Annotated in this window: 21 protein-coding genes; 17 read left to right on the forward strand and 4 right to left on the reverse strand. The window is 59.7% G+C overall.

Annotated features, from left to right (window positions below; genetic code table 11):
* Positions 1-374 precede the first annotated feature (374 nt).
* The 4 genes from gyrB to dnaA form a co-directional block, all read right to left on the reverse strand.
* Positions 375-2,792 (reverse strand): DNA topoisomerase (ATP-hydrolyzing) subunit B, encoded by a 2,418-nt coding sequence (gyrB, locus tag AB1S50_RS11840; RefSeq protein ID WP_367150932.1) that lies wholly within the window; start codon positions 2,790-2,792, stop codon positions 375-377.
* Complete coding sequence (recF, locus tag AB1S50_RS11845; RefSeq protein ID WP_367150933.1) at positions 2,793-3,920, reverse strand: DNA replication/repair protein RecF; 1,128 nt, start codon at positions 3,918-3,920, stop codon at positions 2,793-2,795.
* 119 nt (positions 3,921-4,039) lie between these two features.
* Positions 4,040-5,149, reverse strand: coding sequence for a DNA polymerase III subunit beta (gene dnaN, locus AB1S50_RS11850; protein ID WP_367150935.1), 1,110 nt, complete (start codon positions 5,147-5,149; stop codon positions 4,040-4,042).
* Positions 5,150-5,199: 50 nt separating this feature from the next.
* A complete protein-coding gene (gene dnaA / locus AB1S50_RS11855) occupies positions 5,200-6,693 on the reverse strand; it encodes a chromosomal replication initiator protein DnaA (RefSeq protein ID WP_367150936.1) in 1,494 nt (497 codons plus the stop codon).
* 521 nt (positions 6,694-7,214) lie between these two features.
* On the opposite strand from dnaA, the gene rpmH reads away from it, so the two are divergent.
* From rpmH to atpD, 17 genes are all read left to right on the forward strand, one after another.
* Positions 7,215-7,349: a 50S ribosomal protein L34 gene (rpmH, locus tag AB1S50_RS11860; RefSeq protein ID WP_067084833.1), complete on the forward strand. Its 135-nt coding sequence runs from the start codon at positions 7,215-7,217 to the stop codon at positions 7,347-7,349.
* 35 nt (positions 7,350-7,384) lie between these two features.
* Complete coding sequence (rnpA, locus tag AB1S50_RS11865) at positions 7,385-7,786, forward strand: ribonuclease P protein component (protein WP_367150938.1); 402 nt, start codon at positions 7,385-7,387, stop codon at positions 7,784-7,786.
* On the forward strand, positions 7,783-8,052 hold the full coding sequence (gene yidD / locus AB1S50_RS11870) for a membrane protein insertion efficiency factor YidD (RefSeq protein ID WP_367150939.1): 270 nt from the start codon (positions 7,783-7,785) through the stop codon (positions 8,050-8,052). The genes rnpA and yidD overlap by 4 nt, the downstream gene beginning before the upstream one ends.
* 1 nt (position 8,053) lies before the next feature.
* On the forward strand, positions 8,054-9,706 hold the full coding sequence (gene yidC / locus AB1S50_RS11875) for a membrane protein insertase YidC (protein ID WP_367150940.1): 1,653 nt from the start codon (positions 8,054-8,056) through the stop codon (positions 9,704-9,706).
* Positions 9,707-9,774: 68 nt separating this feature from the next.
* Entirely contained in the window at positions 9,775-11,166 is a 1,392-nt protein-coding gene (gene mnmE, locus AB1S50_RS11880) for a tRNA uridine-5-carboxymethylaminomethyl(34) synthesis GTPase MnmE (RefSeq protein ID WP_367150941.1), read from the forward strand.
* A 619-nt stretch (positions 11,167-11,785) separates the two neighbouring features.
* On the forward strand, positions 11,786-13,675 hold the full coding sequence (mnmG, locus tag AB1S50_RS11885; protein WP_367150943.1) for a tRNA uridine-5-carboxymethylaminomethyl(34) synthesis enzyme MnmG: 1,890 nt from the start codon (positions 11,786-11,788) through the stop codon (positions 13,673-13,675).
* A gap of 77 nt (positions 13,676-13,752) precedes the next feature.
* Positions 13,753-14,364: a 16S rRNA (guanine(527)-N(7))-methyltransferase RsmG gene (gene rsmG / locus AB1S50_RS11890; protein ID WP_455363751.1), complete on the forward strand. Its 612-nt coding sequence runs from the start codon at positions 13,753-13,755 to the stop codon at positions 14,362-14,364.
* A 159-nt stretch (positions 14,365-14,523) separates the two neighbouring features.
* A complete protein-coding gene (locus AB1S50_RS11895; RefSeq protein ID WP_367150945.1) occupies positions 14,524-15,324 on the forward strand; it encodes a ParA family protein in 801 nt (266 codons plus the stop codon).
* A gap of 15 nt (positions 15,325-15,339) precedes the next feature.
* Entirely contained in the window at positions 15,340-16,239 is a 900-nt protein-coding gene (locus tag AB1S50_RS11900; protein ID WP_367150946.1) for a ParB/RepB/Spo0J family partition protein, read from the forward strand.
* 205 nt (positions 16,240-16,444) lie between these two features.
* A complete protein-coding gene (locus AB1S50_RS11905) occupies positions 16,445-16,807 on the forward strand; it encodes an ATP synthase subunit I (protein ID WP_367150947.1) in 363 nt (120 codons plus the stop codon).
* A 70-nt stretch (positions 16,808-16,877) separates the two neighbouring features.
* On the forward strand, positions 16,878-17,804 hold the full coding sequence (gene atpB, locus AB1S50_RS11910; RefSeq protein WP_367150948.1) for a F0F1 ATP synthase subunit A: 927 nt from the start codon (positions 16,878-16,880) through the stop codon (positions 17,802-17,804).
* A gap of 62 nt (positions 17,805-17,866) precedes the next feature.
* Entirely contained in the window at positions 17,867-18,112 is a 246-nt protein-coding gene (gene atpE / locus AB1S50_RS11915; protein WP_020413895.1) for a F0F1 ATP synthase subunit C, read from the forward strand.
* 69 nt (positions 18,113-18,181) lie between these two features.
* Complete coding sequence (locus tag AB1S50_RS11920; RefSeq protein ID WP_367150949.1) at positions 18,182-18,652, forward strand: F0F1 ATP synthase subunit B; 471 nt, start codon at positions 18,182-18,184, stop codon at positions 18,650-18,652.
* 12 nt (positions 18,653-18,664) lie between these two features.
* Positions 18,665-19,201, forward strand: coding sequence for a F0F1 ATP synthase subunit delta (locus AB1S50_RS11925; protein ID WP_367150950.1), 537 nt, complete (start codon positions 18,665-18,667; stop codon positions 19,199-19,201).
* Between the two features lie 52 nt (positions 19,202-19,253).
* A complete protein-coding gene (atpA, locus tag AB1S50_RS11930; RefSeq protein ID WP_367150951.1) occupies positions 19,254-20,798 on the forward strand; it encodes a F0F1 ATP synthase subunit alpha in 1,545 nt (514 codons plus the stop codon).
* A gap of 62 nt (positions 20,799-20,860) precedes the next feature.
* A complete protein-coding gene (atpG, locus tag AB1S50_RS11935) occupies positions 20,861-21,721 on the forward strand; it encodes a F0F1 ATP synthase subunit gamma (RefSeq protein WP_367150952.1) in 861 nt (286 codons plus the stop codon).
* A gap of 36 nt (positions 21,722-21,757) precedes the next feature.
* Entirely contained in the window at positions 21,758-23,158 is a 1,401-nt protein-coding gene (gene atpD / locus AB1S50_RS11940) for a F0F1 ATP synthase subunit beta (RefSeq protein WP_367150953.1), read from the forward strand.
* Positions 23,159-23,184 lie beyond the last annotated feature (26 nt).

The following is a 23,184-nucleotide window of genomic DNA, read 5'->3' on the forward strand; positions in this document are numbered from 1 at the left end:
CCATCTAGCACTGGAAATTGGGTTCGCTTTACCAGGTGGCCTGTGAATAAAAAGCCCAAAGGCTTCTACCAGTGATTCGTTATTCTGAATATCGATAATCTATGGGTGCGATTGAATTGGCTGCGAATTGTCCAGGAGAAATGAACAAGTATCCAACTCAGAGGTTAGAGCGGACTGATTGAAATTAACTTCGGGTTGAACTTTTACTGTTAATTGCCATTTTTCACGTGGCCCTGGCCCTTCGGCCAATAAATAATTGCGCCCCTTCTTTGGAGCCAAATTCCCTACAGGGATAGTTTCTCTGTACGCACTAGACCACTTTTGCAGCTTATGGACCGGGCACGATACCCAGGCCCAATAGCGTCTACCTGCTTTTATACGTCCAGGTTCTCCACCGCCAATGCATTGGTTTCGATAAAGTCCCGGCGGGGCTCCACCTGGTCCCCCATCAGGGTGGTAAAAATCTGGTCTGCGGCGATAGCGTCCTCTACGGTGACCTGTAGCATGCGCCGGCTCTCCGGATCCATAGTGGTCTCCCACAACTGCTCCGGGTTCATCTCCCCCAGCCCTTTATAGCGCTGGATGCCATAGCCACGGCGGCTCTCGTTCATCAGCCAGTCCATGACCTCCGGGAAGCTGCTAACGGCCTGCTGTTTCTCTCCCCGCTGGACATAAGCGCCCTCTTCCAACAGATCCACCATCTTTTCACCCAGGGCGCAGATAGCGGCATACTCGGCGGAATCGAAAAATTCGTGACTGACCTGATAATCGCTGCCCACGCCATGGGCCACTACATGGATATGGGGCAGGAACAGTCCCCGTTCGGTATTTTCCCGCACGGACACCTGATGGCTGCGGCCGTCGTCGGCCTCCCCTTCCAGCTTGTTCTGAAGTTCGGCGCACCAGGATTCCATTTTTTCCCGGGACTGGAGATCCATCTTGGTGAGGTGGGGCAGGTAAATCATACTGCGCAACACTTCTTCCGGGTACAGGCGTGCCAACCGGTCGATCGTGGCCAGTACAGCGCGGTATTCCCCCACGAGACTCTCCAGGGACTGCCCGGACAGCCCCGGGGCCTCGGGGTTTACAAACAGGGTGGTGCCTTCCAGCGCGGCGTTGGTGAGAAACTGGGTCAGCGCCGCTTCATCCTTGAGATACTGCTCCTGCTTGCCTTTGGAGATTTTGTACAGGGGCGGCTGGGCGATATAGATATGCCCTCGCTCTATCAGCTCCGGCATCTGGCGGAAAAAGAAGGTGAGCAGCAGGGTACGGATATGGGCGCCGTCCACATCCGCGTCAGTCATGATAATGATGCTGTGATAACGGATCTTATCTGCATCGAACTCACTCTTGCCGATACCACACCCCAGAGCGGTGATCAGGGTGCCGACTTCGGCGCTGGAGAGCATTTTGTCGAAACGCGCTTTTTCCACATTGAGGATCTTGCCTTTGAGGGGCAGTATCGCCTGGGTCCGCCTGTCGCGACCCTGTTTGGCGGAACCGCCGGCGGAGTCACCCTCCACCAGGTAGATTTCCGACAGCGCCGGGTCCTTCTGCTGGCAGTCCGCCAGTTTGCCGGGCAACCCGGCGATATCCAGGGCACCCTTGCGCCGGGTCATTTCCCGGGCCTTGCGCGCCGCCTCCCGCGCCTTGGCGGCGTCAATCATTTTGGTGACCACTGACTTGGCTTCCTGGGGGTTTTCCAGCAGATAGTCGTTAAAATGCTGGCCCATTTCCTGCTCAACGGCAGTTTTTACTTCCGAGGAAACCAGTTTGTCCTTGGTCTGGGAAGAGAACTTGGGGTCCGGGACCTTAACCGAGATAATCGCAGTGAGCCCCTCGCGGGCATCATCGCCAGTGGTATTCACTTTGTCCTTTTTACCCAGCCCTTCCTTCTCGATGTAGTTGTTCAGTCCCCTGGTCAGGGCCGCACGAAAGCCCGCCAGGTGGGTGCCGCCGTCACGCTGGGGAATATTGTTGGTGTAGCAGTAGATGTTTTCCTGGAAGCTGTCGTTCCACTGCAGGGCCACCTCGACACCAATGCCGTCGTCCCGCTGGCTTTGAAAGTGCAATACCTTGTTGATTGGCGTCTTGGCGTGGTTGAGGAACTCCACGAAGGCGCGCAAACCCCCGCCGTATTCATAAATTTCCTCTTTGCCGCTGCGTTCGTCCTTGAGAAGGATACGCACGCCGGAGTTCAGAAAGGACAGTTCACGTAAGCGCTTGGCCAGTACGTCGAAGTGGAATTCGATGTTGCTAAAGGTATCCGGGGAGGGCTTGAAGTGTACCGTGGTGCCTGTGGTGTCGGTTTCCCCAACTACCGCCAGGGGTGCCTGGGGTACACCATCCCGGTAGGTCTGCTCGTGAATCCTGCCGTCACGACGGATCGTCATTTTCAGCTCCGCCGATAGGGCGTTGACCACGGAAACGCCCACACCGTGTAGGCCTCCGGACACTTTATAAGTGTTGTCATCAAACTTACCGCCGGCGTGCAGCACGGTCATAATGACCTCGGCTGCAGAGACGCCTTCCTCCGGGTGTATTTCAGTGGGGATACCACGGCCATTGTCGGAGACGGTAACTGTCTCATCCGGATGAATGATGACGCGGACCTCATCGCAATGCCCCGCCAGGGCTTCGTCGATGGAGTTGTCCACCACCTCAAAAACCATATGGTGCAACCCGGTGCCGTCATCGGTATCACCGATATACATTCCCGGGCGTTTCCGTACCGCATCCAGGCCCTTCAGCACTTTGATACTGCTGGAGTCATAGCTGCTCTGCTCTGACATTTAGTCACTCCGTTCAACTTGGCTGCCCATTTCGGGCCTTGAATTGATATGTCCATGTTCCACGTGGAACATTGCGGGCTGATTCCAGGGGGATTCCAGTCTTCTCCATGGACGGCTGGTGATGTCCCCATCGATGCCCGTCACCACCACCTGCGCGGCGCAACGACTTATCCACTGCGCGAATTGTAACTGGTTATCCTGGTCCAGTTCTGCCGGCAGGTCATCAATAAGGAACAGGGGTTTCTCCCCCTCCCGCCGCACTACTGCCGCCATTGCCGCCCGTAAAACACACACCAGCATTTTCTGCTGACCCCGGGACAGGATATTGTGGACCGCCTCTCCGCCGACGCTAAAGTGCAGGTCCGCTCTATGGGGGCCCGAACGACCAAACCCCTGGGCCATATCGGCGTCGCGGGAATCACGCAACGCCTCCGCCAACGGACGATCCTTTTTCCAGCCCCGGCGGTAGGACATAACTATCCGTCTCAGAGGAGATTCCTCCAGTTGCTCCAGCAGTCCCACTATCTCCGCCGAAAGGCGGCTATAGACACCGGTTCTCAGCTGATCCACTTCGGTACCGCTCTCCGCCAACCGCTGTTCCCATAGTGACAGGAGGCCGACATCGACCCTGCCCTGCCGCAACAAAGCGTTTCTCTGCCGCAATGCGACCTGATAACGCTTCCACACCTCCATAAACCGATGTTCCACGTGGAACACTGTCCAGTCCAGCAATCGCCTCCGGACCCCCGGGCCTCCATTCAAAGCGGCAAAACTCTCGCTATGTATGACCTGTAGTGGCAACGACGTGGCCAACTGAGAACTGGAGGTAGCTGGCGCCTGGTTAATGTGGATACGGCTGCCGCCCCCGAGCTGCTTCTGCACCCCAAGGGTCAAACCACTCTCCAACTCGCCAAACACAGTCAGCCCGGCCTTTCCCTCCTGCACAACCGACTGCAACAGCCGCGACCGAAAGGATCTTCCACTGGCCAGCAGGTGCACCGCTTCAAGCAGAGATGTCTTACCACTGCCGTTAGCGCCATAAAATACATTGGTGCCGGCCTGCAGGCGTAAATCCGCCTGTTCTATGTTGCGAAAAGCGCTAAGGGAGAGTCGCCGGAGACTTGCCACCGCCACCCAACCCAAAAGTCTGCGATAAGGCTATCCGGAACCAGAGGCCGGAGGACCGCCGAGCACCCTTCCACATGCCAAAGACCGCAAATTTGATCAAATAAGAACGCAAACCCAGCTCACAACCGCATCGGCATAATGACATAGCGTGAATCGCCGGCCTCATCCGGCTGCTGCAACAGGGCGCTACTATTGGCATCAGCGAGGCCGATTCGCACCTGATCCCCGTGAATAGCGCCCGTCGCGTCGAGCAGATAGCCGACATTGAAACCTATCTCCAGAGGCTCACCCACGTAATCCACCACCAGCTGCTCTTCCGCCTCTTCCTGCTCCGGGTTGTTGGCCACTATCTGCAGCAACCCTTCGGTGACCCGTAACCTGACGCCCCGGTACTTTTCATTGGACAAGATTGCCGCCCGGGACAGCGACTGGCGCAAAGCCTGACGATCGGCAAATATTTCGGCGCCGGTCGACTGGGGAACAACCCGCTCGTAGTCCGGGAATTTGCCATCCACCAACTGTGAGGTAAAAGTGAACTGGCCACAGACGACGCGGATATGGTTATTGCCAAGCACCACTTCCGCCGGCGCCTCGCCGTCCTCCAGCAGGCGGCCAAGCTCCAAAACACCTTTGCGCGGTACTATCACCTGTATCGGGGATTCGACATTCAAACCCGCCGCATCCCGGTCGCACATGGCCAGCCGGTGGCCGTCGGTGGCCACGGCGCGCAACTGCTGCGGGCGACACTCCAGGAGCAGGCCATTGAGGTAATAGCGCACATCCTGCTGGGCCATAGCGAAGCTGGTGGCATCGATCAAGCGGCGGATCTCCCCCTGGGAGATGCCGAACTGGGTCTGCACGCTCATCTCCTCCCGGTTGGGGAAGTCCGCCGCTGCCAGCGTCGACAACTGGAAGCGGCTGCGGTCACTGCGAACCACCAGGCGTTCGCCGTCCCGATCAAATTTCAGCTCGGCGCCATCCGGCAGGGAACGACAGATATCCAGGAGTTTGCGTGCCGGAACCGTCACCTCCCCTTCCATTTCGACCCCATCCACCGGTAACCGCCCCACAATCTCAACCTCCAGGTCAGTACCTGTGAGGGACAGTTGCTGCCCTTGCAGCTGCATCAGCACATTGGCCAGCACAGGCATCGTCTGCCGCTTCTCAACCACACCGGCCACCAGCTGCAGCGGTCTCAGAAGGGCATCCCGGTTAACATTGAATTTCATCGGTCACTTCGCCTTATTCCATCTTTTGTTCATCGCCCTCCCCTGCCCGGTCAGGTAGTCAGGGAGCGCGTCAATAACTTCACATCCTCGCGGATATCCGCACTGGATTCCTGTAGTTCGCGAATTTTGCGGCAGGCATGCAATACTGTGGTGTGGTCCCGCCCGCCAAAAGCATCCCCGATCTCCGGCAGGCTGTGATTGGTCAGTTCCTTCGCCAGCGACATGGCTACCTGTCGCGGCCGCGCCACTGACCGGCTGCGGCGCTTGGACAAAAGGTCCGCAACCTTGATCTTGTAATACTCGGCCACCACCCTCTGTATATTGTCGATACTCACCAGCCTGTCCTGCAAAGCCAACAGGTCCTTCAGGGCCTCGCGCACCATAATGTCGTCGATTGGCCGCCCGGTAAACTGGGCGTTGGCAATCACCCGCCGCAGGGCCCCTTCCAGTTCCCGCACATTGGAGCGAATACGCTGGGCGATAAAAAATGCCGAGTCGTGGGGCAGCTCCACCCCTACCTGCTCCGCCTTCTTCATCAAAATGGCCACCCGGGTTTCGAGTTCTGGGGGCTCCACCGCCACCGTCAGCCCCCAGCCGAAGCGGGATTTCAAACGCTCCTCGAGGCCGTCAATCCCCTTAGGGTATCGGTCACTGGTCAAGATGATCTGTTGCCCGCCCTCCAACAGTGCATTGAAGGTGTGGAAGAACTCCTCCTGGGAGCGCTCCTTGCCGGCGAAAAACTGGATGTCGTCGATCAACAGGGCGTCCACGGACCGGTAGTAGCGCTTGAAATCACTGATCGCATTGAGCTGCAGGGCTTTAACCATGTCCGCCACAAAGCGCTCGGAATGCAGATACACCACTTTGGCGTTGGGATTTCGGTCCAGCAAAGCATTGCCCACCGCGTGCACCAGGTGGGTCTTACCCAGGCCGACGCCGCCATAGATAAACAGTGGGTTGTAGGCACCACCGGGGTTGTCGGCGATCTGTTGGGCCGCCGCCAGCCCCAGCTGGTTGGACTTGCCCTCGACGAAAGAAGTGAAGGTAAAACTGTTGTTGAGGGCGCTGCCTCGTTTAATGGCACCCTCTACCTCTACCTTGCGGGGGGGCGACTCCGCAGGGGGGCGCTGAGCCGGGCTCGACCTGAGATTTGTCCGCGCCACCTCGCCGCCATTACTCTGTGCTGCGGGCGACCTCTCCGGAACTGCGGGCGCAGTCTGCGCCACATTGTGCTCCACAGGCATGCGCCCACCGAGCCCCGCCGATGCGCCGCCCCGCTGAAACCGCGCCGGCCTGCGGGCAGATATCTCCAGCACCACCTGCGGTGGCGCTTCGCCGCCAAACTGCTGCACCAGTTCGAGAATCCTGCCCAGGAATTTGTCTCCCACCCAGTCCAGAATAAAGCGGTTGGGCGCCAACAGGCGCAATTGACCGCCGCTGCTGGCCGGGTCCACCTGCAGTGGCCGTATCCAGGTGTTGAACTGATGCGAAGGCAGCTCTTCCTGGAGACAGCTGGCGCACAGCTTCCACACGGATTCAGTCAAGAAAAACCCCTATCGCAGTTGGCAACGCATCAAAAGATCGGAGAAGAGTAGAAACGTCGACCACTAGACAACCGGGACTCTACCCACAGCAGCGGATCAGTGTACCCCTAAGCCCTATTTTTATCCACAAGAAACTGCACGCTGGTGGATATTTCTCCGGGCAAATCCGCCGATTTTCAACGAGTTGCCACCCAACTGCGCCCAGAGCGCACAAGTTCACAGCCGCCAAAACTGAATAAGCTGTGAATATCTTGGTGTCAATCAGTGGATCACAACACCTGCCCCGGCGCCCCAACCCGACAGTCGAACCGGACTGGTAAGTCACGGACATACGGGCAGGTGCTGGAACGCCGGAGACCGCACAATCGCGTTGCTTTGCCTGCTGTGTTTCTGTACAATCCGCCGCCTTCGCAGCGCTTGGCTCCGCCGATAAGAGCCTGCACAAAGCCGCGGCAGGGGGCCGCCCCGCAACGAAAAGGGGCACCCCGGTCTCCGTATAAAAGGTCCCAGGTAGCAAGACTATGAAGCGTACATTTCAGCCCAGCAACTTGAAGCGCAAGCGCAACCACGGATTTCGTGCGCGCATGGCAACCAAAAACGGCCGCAAGATCCTGGCCCGCCGCCGCGCCAAGGGCCGCAAAGTCCTGTCCGCATAGGTAGTCCCCGGTCAAATAAAGGGCCTCCGCCACTTATGCAACCAGAGTGCAGCGACTTCGGATTTGCCAAGCCGCTGCGCCTGCTCAACGCGGCGCACTACCGCTCAGTCTTCAACGACACACAAGTCCGTGCCGCACACCCCAACCTATTGATACTGGCGCGCCACAATACACTGGGGCACCCACGCCTGGGGTTGGTGATCGCCAAGAAGTCCGTTCGCCTGGCAACCAACCGGAACCGTATCAAGCGGGTTGCACGGGAAACCTTTCGCCTGCGGCAACACCGGCTGCCGGCCCTGGATGCCGTAGTCCTGGCCCGGCCCGGCCTGGACAAGCTGGATAACCAGGCCCTGATCGCGCTGTTCAACAAGCAGTGGCACAAGCTCACCAAGCGCGCTCAAAGTACCGCGGGCGAAAAAGGGAAGCCTCCGCGGTGACCAGGTTGGCGATCAAACTGATTCATTTGTATCGGCTGATTGCCAGCCCCTGGGTCGGCAATCAGTGCCGCTTTTATCCCACTTGCTCTTTTTATGCGGAAGAGGCATTAACAACCCACGGATTCCTGAAAGGGGGTTATTTAACCCTGCGCCGCCTTATAAAATGCCACCCTTGGCATCCCGGCGGGTTGGATCCGGTTCCCCCCGCATCACCGCAACTTCCGGCCCGGTCAACAACCCCACCGGGAGCAAACCCTAGGAATTAAGATGGATTGGCAACGCTATACGCTAATGGGCTGCATAGTCGCAGTATTACTGGCTCTGGTTTTTCAGTGGAACCAATTTAAACAGGAACACACCCCGGCAGTGGATCGGGAAACAGTTCTGCGCAGCGAAAGCGTGACAGTACCCGGTACCAACAACCCACCCGCCGCCGCTGACGATGTACCCCAGATAGAGGCACCCGCGGAGCAGCCCAGTGCTGAGCGGGAGCTGGTTTCCGTCGACACCGACGTATTCAGCCTGTTGATCGACACCCGCGGGGGCGACATCGTCAAGGTGGCCCTGCGCCAGTACTATGAAGAGCTGAATGCCGTGGATCGCCCCTTCATCCTGCTGAACCAGACCCGCGACCACAACACCTATATTGCCCAGAGTGGGCTCATCGGCCGCAACGGTACCGACAGCGCCAAGGGGCGACCACTGTACAGCGTCAGCGCCAAAGAATTTACCCTCGCCGATAACAGCGACACCCTGCAGGTGGACCTGACCCTTCAACAACAGGGTGCGACCATCACCAAACGCTTTACCTTCACCCGCGGCGACTATCTGATCCGGGTCTCCTACCTGATCGACAACACAAGTTCAGCCCCCTGGTCCGCAGCGCTCTACGGCCAGATCAAGCGCGACAGCCAGGAGCCCCCCGTGGACGTGGGCATCGGCATCTCTCCCTTTCTGGGCGCCGCCATGCACGGCAACGAGGATAACTATCTCAAGCAGGACTTCGAGGAAATAGCGGAGAAGCCGACCCGCGAAACTGTGCAGGGGGGCTGGGTGGCCATGGTGCAGCACTACTTTATCAGTGCCTGGATACCACCCCAGCAGGAGTCCAACAAGTTCGAGCTGCGCCAGCTCTCCGACGGATTGTTCCGTCTCGGCTTCACTTCTCCCCAGGTAGAGATACCCGCCGACAGCCGCGGCGAGATCAGTGCGTCTTTCTACGCCGGGCCCAAGGATGTCTTCCGCCTGGAGGAGATATCCCCCTACCTCGACCTGACCGTGGACTACGGCTGGCTGTGGTGGCTGGCCAAACCCATGTTCTGGGTGTTGAATTTTATCCACGAGCACATAGTCGCCAACTGGGGCTGGTCCATCATCCTGCTCACGGTGTTTATCAAGGCACTGCTGTATCCCCTGTCCGCCGCTGGCCTCAAATCCATGGCCCGCATGCGCACCTTTGCGCCGCAGATGAAAAAACTGCAGGAGCAGTACAAAGATAATCGTCAGAAACTGGCGGAAGAGACCATGAAGCTCTACCGTCGGGAGAAGATCAACCCCATGGGGGGCTGCCTGCCGATACTGCTGCAGATGCCGGTATTTATCGGCCTCTACTGGATGCTGATGGAAACCGTCGAGCTTCGCCACGCCCCCTGGATACTGTGGATTCACGATCTGTCCGCCAAAGACCCCTACTTTATACTGCCCATCATCATGGGGGTTTCCATGTGGTTTATGCAGAAGCTGAACCCACAGCCAACAGATCCCACTCAGGCGCGGATACTGCAGTTGATGCCGGTGATGATGACATTCTTCTTCCTCTGGTTCCCGGCCGGCCTGGTGCTCTACTGGATCGCCAACAACCTGATCTCCATCGCCCAGACCTGGTATATCAACCGACAGGTGGAAACCAGCGGCAAGTAAACATTCACAGCCGCAGCGGTGTTCTCAGCCCGGGCCGCAACCGCGGCCCGCTCGAGTAAACTGCTTTCATGGCCAGGCAAACCCCGACAAAAAGCGGCAGTGTCGATTCCGACACCATCGCCGCCGTCGCCACCCCTCCGGGGCGCGGCGGCATAGGCGTGATCCGTCTGTCCGGCTCCAGGGCCCGGGCAATTGGCGAGCGGCTCTGTACCAGGACATTCAAACCGCGCACCGCCCACTACTGCGACTTCACCAGTGGGGAACAGCTGCTGGACAGCGGACTGGCCCTGTATTTTCCCGGCCCCAATTCCTTCACCGGCGAGGATGTGGTGGAACTCCAGGGGCACGGGGGCCCGGTAATTCTCGACCAGCTGCTGCGCGCGGTCATTCAGCTGGGCGCCCGCCAGGCCCGACCGGGGGAGTTTTCCGAGCGCGCTTTTCTCAACGACAAGATCGATCTGACCCAGGCGGAGGCCATCGCCGACCTGATCGATGCCGGCAGCCAACAGGCGGCTCGCAACGCCGTGCGATCGCTGCAGGGGGCGTTCTCAGCGAAAATCGGCGAGCTGTGTGACGCCTTGCTACAGCTCCGGGTCTATGTGGAAGCCGCCATCGATTTTCCCGAGGAGGAGGTGGACTTTCTCAGCGACGGCAAAGTGGCTGCGGAACTGGCGCAGCTGCTGCGGCAACTGGCGGAGGTGGAGGATAGGGCGCGCCAGGGCAGTATCCTGCGGGAGGGAATGCGGGTGGCCATCGCCGGTCGCCCCAACGCCGGCAAGTCCAGCCTGCTGAACGCCTTATCCGGGCGCGACGCCGCTATCGTCACAGAAACCGCCGGTACCACCCGGGACATTCTCCGCGAGCAGATCCATATCGACGGCCTGCCCCTTCAATTTGCCGACACCGCCGGACTGCGGGATTCGCCGGATGAAGTGGAGCAGATAGGCATTCGACGCGCCTGGGAGGAGTTCCATCAGGCGGACCGCATTCTGCTGGTGGTGGACGCTATGCAGGTGCGGGAACTGGATCCGGACCAAGCCTGGCCGGAATTCACCGCGCAATTACCGGCGGACGCCAGCCTCACCCTGGTACTGAATAAGATCGACCTGACAGACTATTCCCCCGGCCTGCAGGCACACACAGATGGCGTGCCGGTTATCGCCATCAGCGCCAAAACCGGCGCGGGGCTGGATGCGCTAAAAGAGCACCTGAAGCAATGCATGGGGTACAGCGGTGCCGCTGAGGGCACTTTCAACGCCCGCCGACGCCACCTGGATGCCCTGAGGCGCGCTGGGGAATTTGTCGCCCGCGGCGCAAGCCAGCTTCACGAGCAGGCTGCCGGCGAACTGCTGGCAGAGGATCTGCGCATGGCCCAACAATCTCTGGGGGAAATCACCGGCGCGGTCTCCGCAGACCAGTTACTGGGGGAGATCTTCGGCAGCTTTTGTATCGGCAAATAAACTCCGAACAGAAAAGCCCCCTCTCCCGCAGCCCCCCGCTATTGTCGTAGCTTCCGCGACACTACTGCCTCTCCCCATAACAACCACTCCCCAACCACAAGAGTTGCCCACAGCTTTCCACAGACTTATCCAATAACTACAGAATATCCACAAAAATTCCAATAATTAGCAATCGGTTGAATGATTCCACGACAACCTCTTACTCAGTGTGTACAAATCTGTGGGAAAAACACCCGGTTTCCCCGGTACAGAGCTGGAACAAGTATAGATTTAACGGTAGAGGGTCTAACTTATCCTTTTTGTCCACAGGGGCCCCAAGGGGTTGTGCCCCCTCAAACACAGGGGTTGACCAGCCAGTTATAATCAAAATAACTTCTTGATAAATATGAAGTTTTTTGGGTTATACCCAGCTGTGGCCAGCCCTAATAACAACAACAAATACAAAATTCTATCTAGTCAGGATAAGTATTAATTTGAATTGTTTTAATCCAGACAGGCAAAACGAAACTTTTCATTGGGACCAGAGAATCTGACCGCGCCCTTCCCCCAGCAGGATTTGCTGCCCGGGGGTTGCTGGCGATAAAATGCGCGATCATTTTCACCCTGGCGTACCGAGGCGATGGATTCCCACAACACTTATGACGTGATAGTGGTCGGCGGAGGACATGCCGGCACCGAAGCCAGTCTCGCGGCAGCGCGCATGGGTGCCCGCACTCTGCTGCTGACCCAAAATATCGATACGCTGGGACAGATGTCCTGTAACCCCGCAATCGGCGGCATCGGCAAGAGCCATTTGGTCAAGGAGGTAGACGCGCTCGGTGGAGCCATGGCCCAGGCCACCGATCTCAGCGGCATACAGTTTCGCGTCCTCAATGCCCGCAAGGGGCCCGCCGTACGGGCCACCCGCGCCCAGGCGGATCGCGCCCTCTACCGCAGTGCCATACGCGACATCGTCGAGCGACAGGAGAACCTGGATATATTCCAGCAATCGGTCGACGATCTGCTGGTGGAGAAGCAGCGGGTTGTCGGTGTCGTCACCAGTGCCAACGTCCGCTTCCGGGCCAAAACCGTCGTCATCACCACCGGAACTTTTCTCGGCGGCCGCATTCACATCGGCCTCGAACAGCACCCCGGGGGGCGGGCCGGAGATCCGCCCGCGCTGGCTCTGGCGCAGCGGTTGCGCGAACTTCCATTCCGGGTGGAGCGCCTCAAGACCGGCACACCGCCCCGCATCCATGCCCGCTCAGTGGATTTCAGTGTCCTGGAGGAACAGTGGGGCGACAGTCCCGTGCCGGTGATGTCCTACCTGGGACACCGCGACCAGCACCCGCGCCAGGTGTGCTGCTGGATCACTCACACCAACTCCCGAACCCACGAGATTATTCGCGGTGGACTGGACCGCTCGCCGATGTACTCCGGGGTTATCGAGGGGGTTGGTCCGCGCTACTGCCCGTCCATCGAGGACAAGGTGCACCGGTTTGCGGACCGGGACAGCCACCAGATCTTTGTGGAGCCGGAAGGCCTGACCACTGGCGAACTCTACCCCAACGGTATCTCCACCAGCCTGCCTTTCGACGTGCAGCAGGCCCTGGTGCGCTCCATCAGGGGGTTCGAGCGGGCCCATATCACCAGGCCCGGCTATGCCATTGAATACGACTATTTCGATCCCCGCGACCTGCTGCCGTCGCTGGAAACCAAGTTTGTCCAGGGGCTCTATTTCGCCGGACAGATCAACGGCACCACCGGTTACGAGGAAGCGGCCGCCCAGGGCCTGCTGGCGGGCGCCAATGCGGCACTGCAGGTCCAGGGGCGCGACCCCTGGTCTCCGCGCCGCGATCAGGCCTATCTGGGGGTATTGGTTGACGATCTGATTACCAATGGAACCAGAGAACCCTACCGCATGTTCACCAGTCGCGCCGAGCACCGGCTGTTGCTGCGGGAGGACAACGCCGATTTGCGCCTCACCGACAAGGGGCGCGAACTGGGATTGGTCTGCGAGGCCCGCTGGCGGGCCTTCAGCGATATGCGCGAAGCCATAGCCCGCGAGGAGCAGCGACTGCGGGATACCTGGGTGCAGCCGGGAACACCCCAGGCTGCCGCGGCCGAACAGGTCCTGGGCCAGCCACTGGCGCGCGCCTACAGTCTGCTGGATCTGCTGCGCAGGCCACAACTGGGTTACACCGACGTGGCGGGGCTCAAGGGAGAGCCGGTATCCGACCGCCGGGTGGGGGAGCAGGTGGAAATTGCAGCCACCTATGCGGGTTATATCGACCGCCAGCAAGAGGAGATCGCCCGCTTGCAGGCATACGAGGACACCCCAATACCGGTGGACTTCGACTACCAGGCGGTGTCCGGCCTGTCCAGTGAGGTTAAGCAGAAGCTGGGCGAGGTGCGCCCGGATTCCCTGGCCCGCGCCGCCCGCATCCCCGGCGTCACCCCCGCGGCGGTATCGCTGCTGCTCATTCAATTGAAAAAGCGCGGCCTCCTGACGCGCAAAAAAGCCGTCTAGCCAGGGTGGCCGGGATCTTTACCGCCCGCGGCGAGATAGAGACACTGCGGCAGCGGCTGACGGAGGCTGCGGCGCAGATGTCCATCAGCATGAGTCATGGGCAGAGCGAGCTTCTGCTGCGCTATCTGGATATGTTCGTGCGCTGGAATGGCGCTTACAACCTGTCCGCCATCCGCGATCCGGCACAGATGCTGGAGCGGCATATAATCGATAGCCTCAGTGTGGTGGATCTGTGCGGTGGTGAAAGCGAGTCGCTGGTGGATGTGGGCAGTGGCGGCGGACTGCCCGGCATCCCCCTGGCTATCATGCAGCCGGAGCGGGCGCTCACCCTGCTGGACAGCAACGGCAAGAAAACCCGCTTTCTGTTCCAGGTGGCAACGCAGCTGCCGCTGCCCAATATCACTGTGGTCAATGAGCGGGTCGAGCGGTTCATTCCATCGCAACCCTTCGCCGGTGTGGTCTCCCGCGCCTTTGCGACCCTGGCCGATATGGTGGAGAATAGTGAGCACTTGCTAGCGCCCGATGGTAAGTTTTACGCTATGAAAGGCCGGTGGCCGGAAGGCGAGTTGAGCGCTCTTCCAAAAGGGATTAAGGTCGAGCAGGTGCGCCCACTATCGGTACCAGGTTGCGATGCGGATCGCCACCTCATTGTACTGGCCCGCGACTCCGCGCGCGGCAACCCGGCGTAGTCCGCAACCCCAGCGTTTTACAACGGTGAGACATTCACCCGGCGGTCGAAGAGGCCCGCCGGGGCCCTGTATTGGGCGCCGCCGTTTTACCTGCGCAGCGCACCTGACGGAGGGCTGTATTGGGGGCCGGCACACGGGGCAGAATAAAGGAAAACAACCTTGAGCAAGATATTTGCGGTAGCCAATCAAAAAGGTGGCGTGGGCAAAACCACCACCTGCGTGAACCTGTCCGCTTCCCTGGCTGCCGGCAAGTACCGCGTGTTACTGCTGGATCTGGATCCCCAGGGCAACGCCACCATGGGCAGCGGTGTGGACAAGAATACCCTGCAACTTTCCAGCTACGATGTGCTGGCGTTGGGACTGCCCGCCCACAAGGCGATTCAGTCCACCGTTGGTGGTTTCGACCTGATGCCGGCCAATGGTGACCTGTCCGCCGCGGAAGTTGAACTGCTGGAAATGGATGGGCGCGAGTCGCAGCTGCGCAAGGCGCTGCGGGAACTGCGGGATAATTACGACTATATACTGATCGACTGCCCGCCGTCCCTGAACATGTTGACCGTCAATGCCCTCTGCGCCGCCAACGGGGTGCTGATTCCCATGCAGTGTGAGTACTATGCCCTGGAGGGGCTGTCGGCACTTATCGACACCATTGCCCAGATCCAGCGTGCGGTCAATCCTGAGCTCAGGATCGAGGGCATACTGCGCACTATGTACGATCCCCGCAACAGCCTTACCAGCGATGTCTCGCAGCAGTTGACCGACCACTTTGGCGAGCGCCTGTACCGTACCTGTATCCCGCGCAATGTCCGCCTGGCGGAGGCGCCGAGTTTCGGCAAGCCGGCGCTGGAGTACGACCGCCACTCCAAGGGCGCCATTGCCTACCTGGCCCTTGCGGGCGAGATGACACGCCGCCACGGCACTAACCAAAGCCCCGGCCACGCGCAAGCGGCCGCAGTCTGATTCGAGGTACACACTATGGCGGGCCGCCGCAAAGGTTTGGGTAAAAATCTGTCACACCTGATTAGCGGTGACGCCGGTCAGGCTATAGCTCTGGCCACCGGTGAGGCCTCCGGAGCCCAGCTCGAGGGTGAGCTGCGCGAACTGCCGGTGGAGTTTCTGCAGCGGGGCCGCTATCAGCCCCGCAGTGAATTTCCCCAGGAGTCTCTGCGCGAACTGGCGGATTCCATTCGAGCCCAGGGCATAGTGCAGCCCATAGTGGCACGCCCCCTGGGTGATCGCAGCTACGAAATCATTGCCGGTGAACGCCGCTGGCGGGCGGCGCAAATGGCCGGGCTGGACCGGGTGCCGGCGCTGGTTCGCGACCTGCCGGACGAAGCTGCCATCGCTATGGCGCTGATCGAAAACATCCAGCGCGAGGATCTGAATCCGGTGGAGGAGGCCACCGCGCTCAAACGGCTACAGGACGAATTTGACCTTACCCAGCAGCAGGTGGCCGACGCCGTGGGCAAATCCCGCACCGCCGTCACCAACCTGTTGCGCCTGCTGAGCCTGACTGCCGAGGCGCGGCGCTTCCTGGAGCGCGGTGACCTGGAGCTGGGACACGCCAAGGCACTTCTGGGGCTGGCCGGCGAGACCCAGCGCGCCGCTGCGCGCCAGGTAGTGGATCGCGGGCTTACCGTACGCCAGACTGAGGCCCTGGTAAGGCGCCTGCAGCGGCAGTCGCAAGTGCCCCCGGCGCCGGCTGCTGGGGAAAATGCCGATATCCGCCGACTGAGCGAGCGCCTGTCGGAGAAAGTCGGCGTGCCGGTCGCCATCGACCACAAAGACAGCGGAGGCGGGCGCCTGGTGCTGAAATACAGCAGCCTCGACGAACTGGACGGTATCCTCGCCCACCTGGGTTATCAGGAGGGTTGACCGGAGCGCCAATGCACTAATGACAGCTATAACACTTTTTTAAGCCTGTAAGTGCTCACTAAAATCCTGTCATGGATCGAACATCGGCGAAACTTAACCAACTTGGTGAGATTTTCCGGTTGAACCGCCTAGGGCTTACTCCTATAATTCGCTCGCCCAAATTTAGGGCGTAAAGCGCTATATCTCGGTCGGTTTAGTCCCGCCTATGCTCAAACCCCCGGTGTTGATCGTTGCCGCGGTACAGCTGCTGCTGGTATCGCTCGCCGGTGCAGCATTACATCTTTCCGGCGAGCCAGTGACGGCGCTTTCGGTGGTTATCGGCGGTGCCCTGTGTGCACTGCCCAACGCCTATTTTGGGCTGCGTGCCTTTCGCCATGGCGGCGCGCGCGCAGCCCACCGCGTGGTATCGAATTTTTACCGCGCAGAGACAGGAAAATTTGCCCTTACCCTGGTGGGATTTGCTGCGGTGTTTGCGCTGGTGGAGCCTCTGAACCCGGCGGCACTGTTTGCCAGCTACGGCCTCTGTTTGGCGGTGCAGTGGGGGATGGTGGCGCGATTGGTGAGGTGATCGCCCGCGTCGCGAGCCGGCGCCTAACGGCGCGGCAAAGAATACATAATTTTACGATTGCTGAGGATCTATGGCAGGCGAAGCTCAAACCGCAACGGATTATATCCAGCACCACCTGCAGAATATGGCCTACGGCAAGCTGCCGGCCGGCTATACCCGTGCTGACGGCAGTGTGCTCACCGAGGGCACCTGGACCTTTGCGCACTCCTCCCAGGAGGCTGCGGATATGGGTTTTTGGGCCATCCACCTGGATACTCTGGGCTGGTCCGCCGCGCTGGGCATGTTGTTCTGCTTTATTTTTGCCCGCGCCGCACGCAAGGCCACTGCCGGTGTCCCTCGCGGTGTGCAGAGCTTTGTCGAGCTGGTGGTGGATTTTATCGACAAGCTGGTGAAGGAGACCTTCCCCCACCGCAACAGCATGGTCGCCCCCATGGCGTTGACCATCTTTGTGTGGGTGTTCCTGATGAACCTGATGGACCTGGTGCCGGTGGACTGGCTGCCCATGGCCGCCGCCAAGGCCTCAGGCAATGACCACCTGTTCTTCAAAGTGGTGCCCACCACCGATCTGAACGCCACCCTGGGGATGGCGCTGGCGGTGTTTATGCTGATGATCTTCTTCAGTATCCGGGAAAAAGGCTTCCTGGGGTTTGTGAAAGAGCTGACCCTGCACCCCTTCCACTTCGGCAAGTGGTATGTGGATATTCTTCTGATCCCGTTTAATTTCCTGCTCGAAACTGTGTCCCTGTTGGCGAAGCCGATTTCCCTCGGCCTGCGACTGTTCGGCAACCTCTATGCGGGCGAAATGATTTTCATCCTGATCGCCATAGTGTTCGGGGTGGGCGTGGCTGGCTTTATTGGCGCCGGTCTGCTGCATATGGGCTGGGCGATTTTCCACATTCTGGTCATCACTCTGCAGGCATTCGTGTTCATGGTGCTCACTACGGTGTATATGGCCATGGCCCACGACCGGGAAGATGAACACGAGAGCGACCACTGAATTACACCCGTTAATCAACCCGACTTTTTTACCAACTCTTAGTCTTATAAATGGAGAACACAATGGAAGCACTTGGTCTGGTTTACATCGCGAGCGCACTGCTGATCGGTTTGGGCGCGCTGGGTACCGCCATAGGTTTCGGCACCCTGGGTGGCAAGCTGCTGGAAGGTTCCGCACGTCAGCCGGAGCAGGCTCCGGCTCTGCAGGGCAAGATGTTCCTGATGGCGGGCCTGCTGGACGCGGTACCGATGATCGGTGTCGGTATTGCCATGTACCTGATCTTCGCCGTCGCTCCCGGTCTTGTTTAATGGCACCTTCCCAATTGCCCTTAACCCCCAAGTTCTTGTGAACAAGAACAGCGAGCAAGAGGTGTCGGTGTGAACATCAACCTGACTCTTATCGGCCAGTCGATTACATTCCTGGCCTTTGTATGGTTTTGCTGGAAGTTCGTGTGGCCGCCCCTGCTTGGCATCATGCAGGAGCGCGAGCAAAAGATTGCCACCGGATTGGAAGAGGCCGAGCGCGCGGGCAAAGACCTGGAGTTGGCCCAGCGTAAAGCCGCTGACCAGCTGCGCGAAGCCAAGGAACAGGCGGCGGAAATCATTGAAGGCGCCAACAAGCGTGCCAATCAGATTGTCGATGAGGCCAAACAGGCCGCTCTGGACGAGGGTGACCGCCTGAAAGCTGCCGCCCAGGCGGAGATAGCACAGGAAGTTAACCGTGCCAAAGAGCAGTTGCGCAGCCGTGTCGCGGCGCTGTCTGTGGCCGGCGCGGAGAAAATTCTTGCGGTCAATATCGACGCTACGGCGCACGATGGCCTGATCGAACAACTGGCAGCGGACCTATAACCGAGGAACCCCATGGCGGAACTCAGCACTCTGGCCCGGCCCTATGCCAAAGCCGCGTTTGCCAGCGCCAGTGAAGCCTCCGACCTGAAGGGTTGGAGTGCGGGTCTGGCGACGGCGGCGGCGGTCAGCCAAAGCCACAAGGTTGGCGAACTGTTGGACAATCCACAGCTTACCAGCGAAGCGCGCGCAGACAGTTTTCTGTCTGTCTGTGGCGACAAACTCAGCGAACCCGGCAAGCGTTTCATTCGGCTGCTGGCGGAGAATCACCGCCTGCGGCTGCTGCCGGAAATTTCCTCCCTGTTTGAGGAGCTGAAGGCGCAGGCGGAAGCCACCCTGGATGTGGAAGTGGTGTCTGCGCACCCGCTGAGTGAAGCACAGGCACAGCGGCTAACCCGGGCTCTGGGCGAGAAGTTTGCACGGGAAGTGCACCTGCGCAGTTCAGTGGACGAGAGTCTGCTGGGGGGCGCGGTCATCCGCGCCGGTGACACAGTAATCGACGGCACTCTACGCGGTCGTCTGACCAAACTCGCCGAGGCGATGAACTCCTAAATTGCTTTCCCGGACAGCGCATGCCGCTGCCCGGGAGTTTGAGGAACAGAGCATGCAGCAACTGAATCCCTCTGAGATCAGTGAAATTATCAAGAGCCGCATCGACAGTCTCGATGTGAGCACCCAAGCCCAAAATGAGGGCACCATTGTTTCCGTATCGGACGGCATCATCCGTATCCACGGCCTGGCCGAAGCGATGTACGGCGAAATGATCGAGTTCCAGGGCGGTGTCTACGGCATGGCGCTGAACCTGGAGCGGGACTCCGTCGGCGCGGTCATCCTGGGCGACTACAAGTCCCTGGCGGAAGGCCAGAGTTGCCGCTGTACCGGGCGCATCCTGGAGGCGCCGGTTGGTCCGGAACTGCTGGGCCGGGTGGTGGATGCACTGGGCAACCCGATCGATGGCAAGGGGCCCTTGAACAACAAGCTGACCGACGCGGTAGAAAAGGTGGCGCCCGGCGTTATCGCCCGTCAGTCTGTGGATCAGCCGGTGCAGACCGGTCTGAAAGCCGTGGATACCATGATTCCCATCGGCCGGGGCCAGCGCGAGCTGATTATCGGCGACCGCCAGATCGGCAAGACCGCCGTTGCCATCGATGCCATCATCAACCAGAAAGGCACCGGCATTAAGTGTATCTACGTCGCTGTCGGACAAAAGCAATCCTCGATTGCCAACGTGGTACGCAAGCTGGAAGAGCACGGCGCCATGGAGCACACTATTGTGGTTGCCGCCGGCGCCGCCGATCCGGCCGCCATGCAGTTTCTGGCTCCCTATGTGGGCTGCACCATGGGCGAGTACTTCCGCGACCGCGGCGAGGATGCCCTGATCATCTATGACGATCTCACCAAGCAGGCTTGGGCCTACCGGCAGATTTCCCTGCTGCTAAAGCGCCCGCCGGGCCGGGAAGCCTACCCGGGTGACGTTTTTTACCTGCACTCCCGTCTGCTGGAGCGGGCCGCCCGGGTCAACGCCGAGTATGTGGAAAACTTCACCAAGGGAGAGGTGAAAGGCAAAACCGGTTCTCTGACTGCCCTGCCGATCATCGAAACCCAGGCCGGTGACGTTTCCGCGTTTGTACCCACCAACGTGATTTCCATCACCGATGGTCAGATCTTCCTGGAAACCGATCTGTTCAACTCCGGTATCCGCCCGGCAATCAACCCGGGTATCTCAGTGTCCCGTGTGGGTGGTGCGGCGCAGACCAAGGTCATCAAAAAACTGTCCGGTGGCATTCGTACCGCTCTGGCCCAGTATCGCGAACTGGCGGCCTTCTCCCAGTTTGCCTCGGATCTGGATGAGGCCACCAAGGCCCAGCTGGATCACGGCCAGCGGGTGACGGAGCTGATGAAACAGAAGCAGTACTCGCCCATGTCTATCGCCGATATGGCTGTTTCCGTGTACGCCGCCGACAAGGGCTACCTGAAAGATGTGGACGTTGCCAAAGTGCTGGATTTCGAGTCCGCCCTGCTCGCCTACATGAACAGCGAACACGCGGAGCTGATGGCAAAAGTGAACAGCAGTGGCGACTACAACGATGAAATCGAAGCCGGCTTCCGGGCTGCTGTCGAGAAGTTCATCGCCACCGGCAGTTGGTAAACACGACTAACGGTACGGCGCGTCTCCGCACAGACCGCCGTGCCCCGGCAGGGTAATCAACTATGGCAGGCGGAAAAGAAGTACGCACAAAAATTGCCAGCATCAAGAGCACGCAGAAAATCACCTCCGCGATGGAAATGGTTGCGGCCAGTAAGATGCGCAGAGCTCAGGACCGCATGGCACTGGGGCGCCCCTATGCCCAGCGCATTCGCGCAGTCATCGGCCACGTCGCCAACGCCTCGGCGGAATACCAGCATATCTATCTGCAGGAGCGTGAAGCCAAGCGGGTGGGTTACATCCTGGTATCCACCGATCGCGGCCTCTGTGGCGGTCTCAACATCAATATGTTCAAGGCCGCTATCCGCGATATGCAGGCCTGGTCTGAACAGGGTGTGGATGTGGAGATTTGCGCGGTGGGCAACAAGGCCGCCGGGTTTTTCAACGCTATCGGCGGCAAAGTGGTGGCCGCACTGCGGGATGTCGGTGACCAGCCCCAGGCAAACAAACTGATCGGCTCGGTGAAGGTCATGATGGACCGTTTCGCCGCCGGTGAGATAGATCGCCTGTTCCTGGTATCCAATGAGTTCGTCAACACCATGTCGCAGCAGCCGCGGGTCGAGCAGCTGCTGCCGCTGCCCAGGGACGAGAGCGAACAGCTCAAGCACGAGTGGGACTATCTCTACGAGCCGGGCCCGGTTGAACTGCTGGACGGACTCCTGGCGCGTTACATTGAGTCCCAGGTCTACCAGGCGGTTGTGGAAAACAAGGCCTGTGAACAGGCCGCGCGCATGATTGCGATGAAAAGTGCCACCGACAATGCCGGTGAACTGATCGACGCACTGCAACTTGTGTACAACAAGGCGCGCCAGGCCGCTATCACCCAGGAACTGTCCGAGATTGTCGGCGGAGCCGCCGCGGTTTAAGAGCGGCCGAAAGAATTTTGATTTGAGGATGCGTAAATGAGTAACGGGCAAATTGTGCAAGTGATCGGAGCGGTTATCGACGTGGAGTTCCCGCGCGATTCTGTACCGAACGTATACGATGCGCTGGTGTGTGAGGACAAGGATCTCACCATGGAAGTGCAGCAGCAGTTGGGTGACGGCGTGGTTCGCGCCATTGCCATGGGCTCTTCTGAAGGGGTGCGCCGCGGCCTGGCAGTGACCAACACCGGTGCCCCTGTGTCTGTACCTGTGGGCCACGAGACCCTGGGACGCATTATGGACGTGCTCGGCAACCCCATCGATGAGTGCGGCCCTATCGGCGAAAAGGAACGCGCTTCCATCCACCGCCCTGCCCCCACCTATGAAGAGCAGTCCAGTTCCACCGAACTGCTGGAGACCGGCATCAAGGTCATCGACCTGGTGTGCCCCTTCGCCAAGGGCGGCAAGGTGGGCCTGTTCGGCGGCGCCGGTGTGGGCAAGACCGTCAATATGATGGAACTGATCAACAATATCGCCACCGAGCACTCCGGCCTGTCCGTCTTCGCCGGTGTCGGTGAGCGCACCCGCGAGGGCAACGACTTCTACCACGAGATGCAGGAAGCCGGCGTGGTCAACGTGGAGGAATTCTCCAAGTCCAAGGTGGCGATGGTCTATGGCCAGATGAATGAGCCGCCCGGTAACCGCCTGCGCGTGGCACTGACCGGTCTCACCATGGCGGAAAAATTCCGTGACGAAGGCCGCGACGTACTCCTGTTCGTGGACAATATCTACCGTTACACCCTGGCCGGTACTGAAGTGTCCGCACTGCTGGGCCGTATGCCTTCTGCGGTGGGATACCAGCCGACCCTGGCGGAGGAAATGGGGGTTCTGCAGGAGCGTATCACCTCCACCAAGACCGGCTCCATCACCTCTATCCAGGCGGTCTACGTGCCCGCGGACGACCTCACCGACCCCTCGCCGGCCACTACCTTCGCGCACCTGGACTCCACTGTGGTACTGAGTCGCGATATCGCCGCCAAGGGTATCTACCCGGCTGTGGACCCCCTCGACTCCACCTCCCGCCAGCTGGACCCGCTGGTAATCGGACAGGAGCACTACGAAGTGGCCCGCGGCGTACAGTCGGTGTTGCAGCGTTACAAGGAACTCAAGGACATTATCGCCATCCTGGGGATGGACGAGCTGTCCGAAGAGGACAAGCAGATAGTGGCGCGCGCGCGCAAGATCGAGCGCTTCCTGTCCCAGCCGTTCCATGTCGCCGAGGTATTTACCGGTGCCCCGGGCAAGTATGTGTCCCTGAAGGAAACCATTCGCGGCTTCCGCGGTATTCTCAACGGCGACTATGACCATATGCCCGAGCAGGCCTTCTATATGGTCGGCACCATCGACGAGGCGGTGGAGAAAGCTGAAAAAGCCAAGTAAGCGCAAAGGCCCGCCACGCGATGCTC

Source organism: Microbulbifer discodermiae (assembly GCF_040742695.1).
In the GTDB taxonomy this organism is placed as follows: domain Bacteria; phylum Pseudomonadota; class Gammaproteobacteria; order Pseudomonadales; family Cellvibrionaceae; genus Microbulbifer.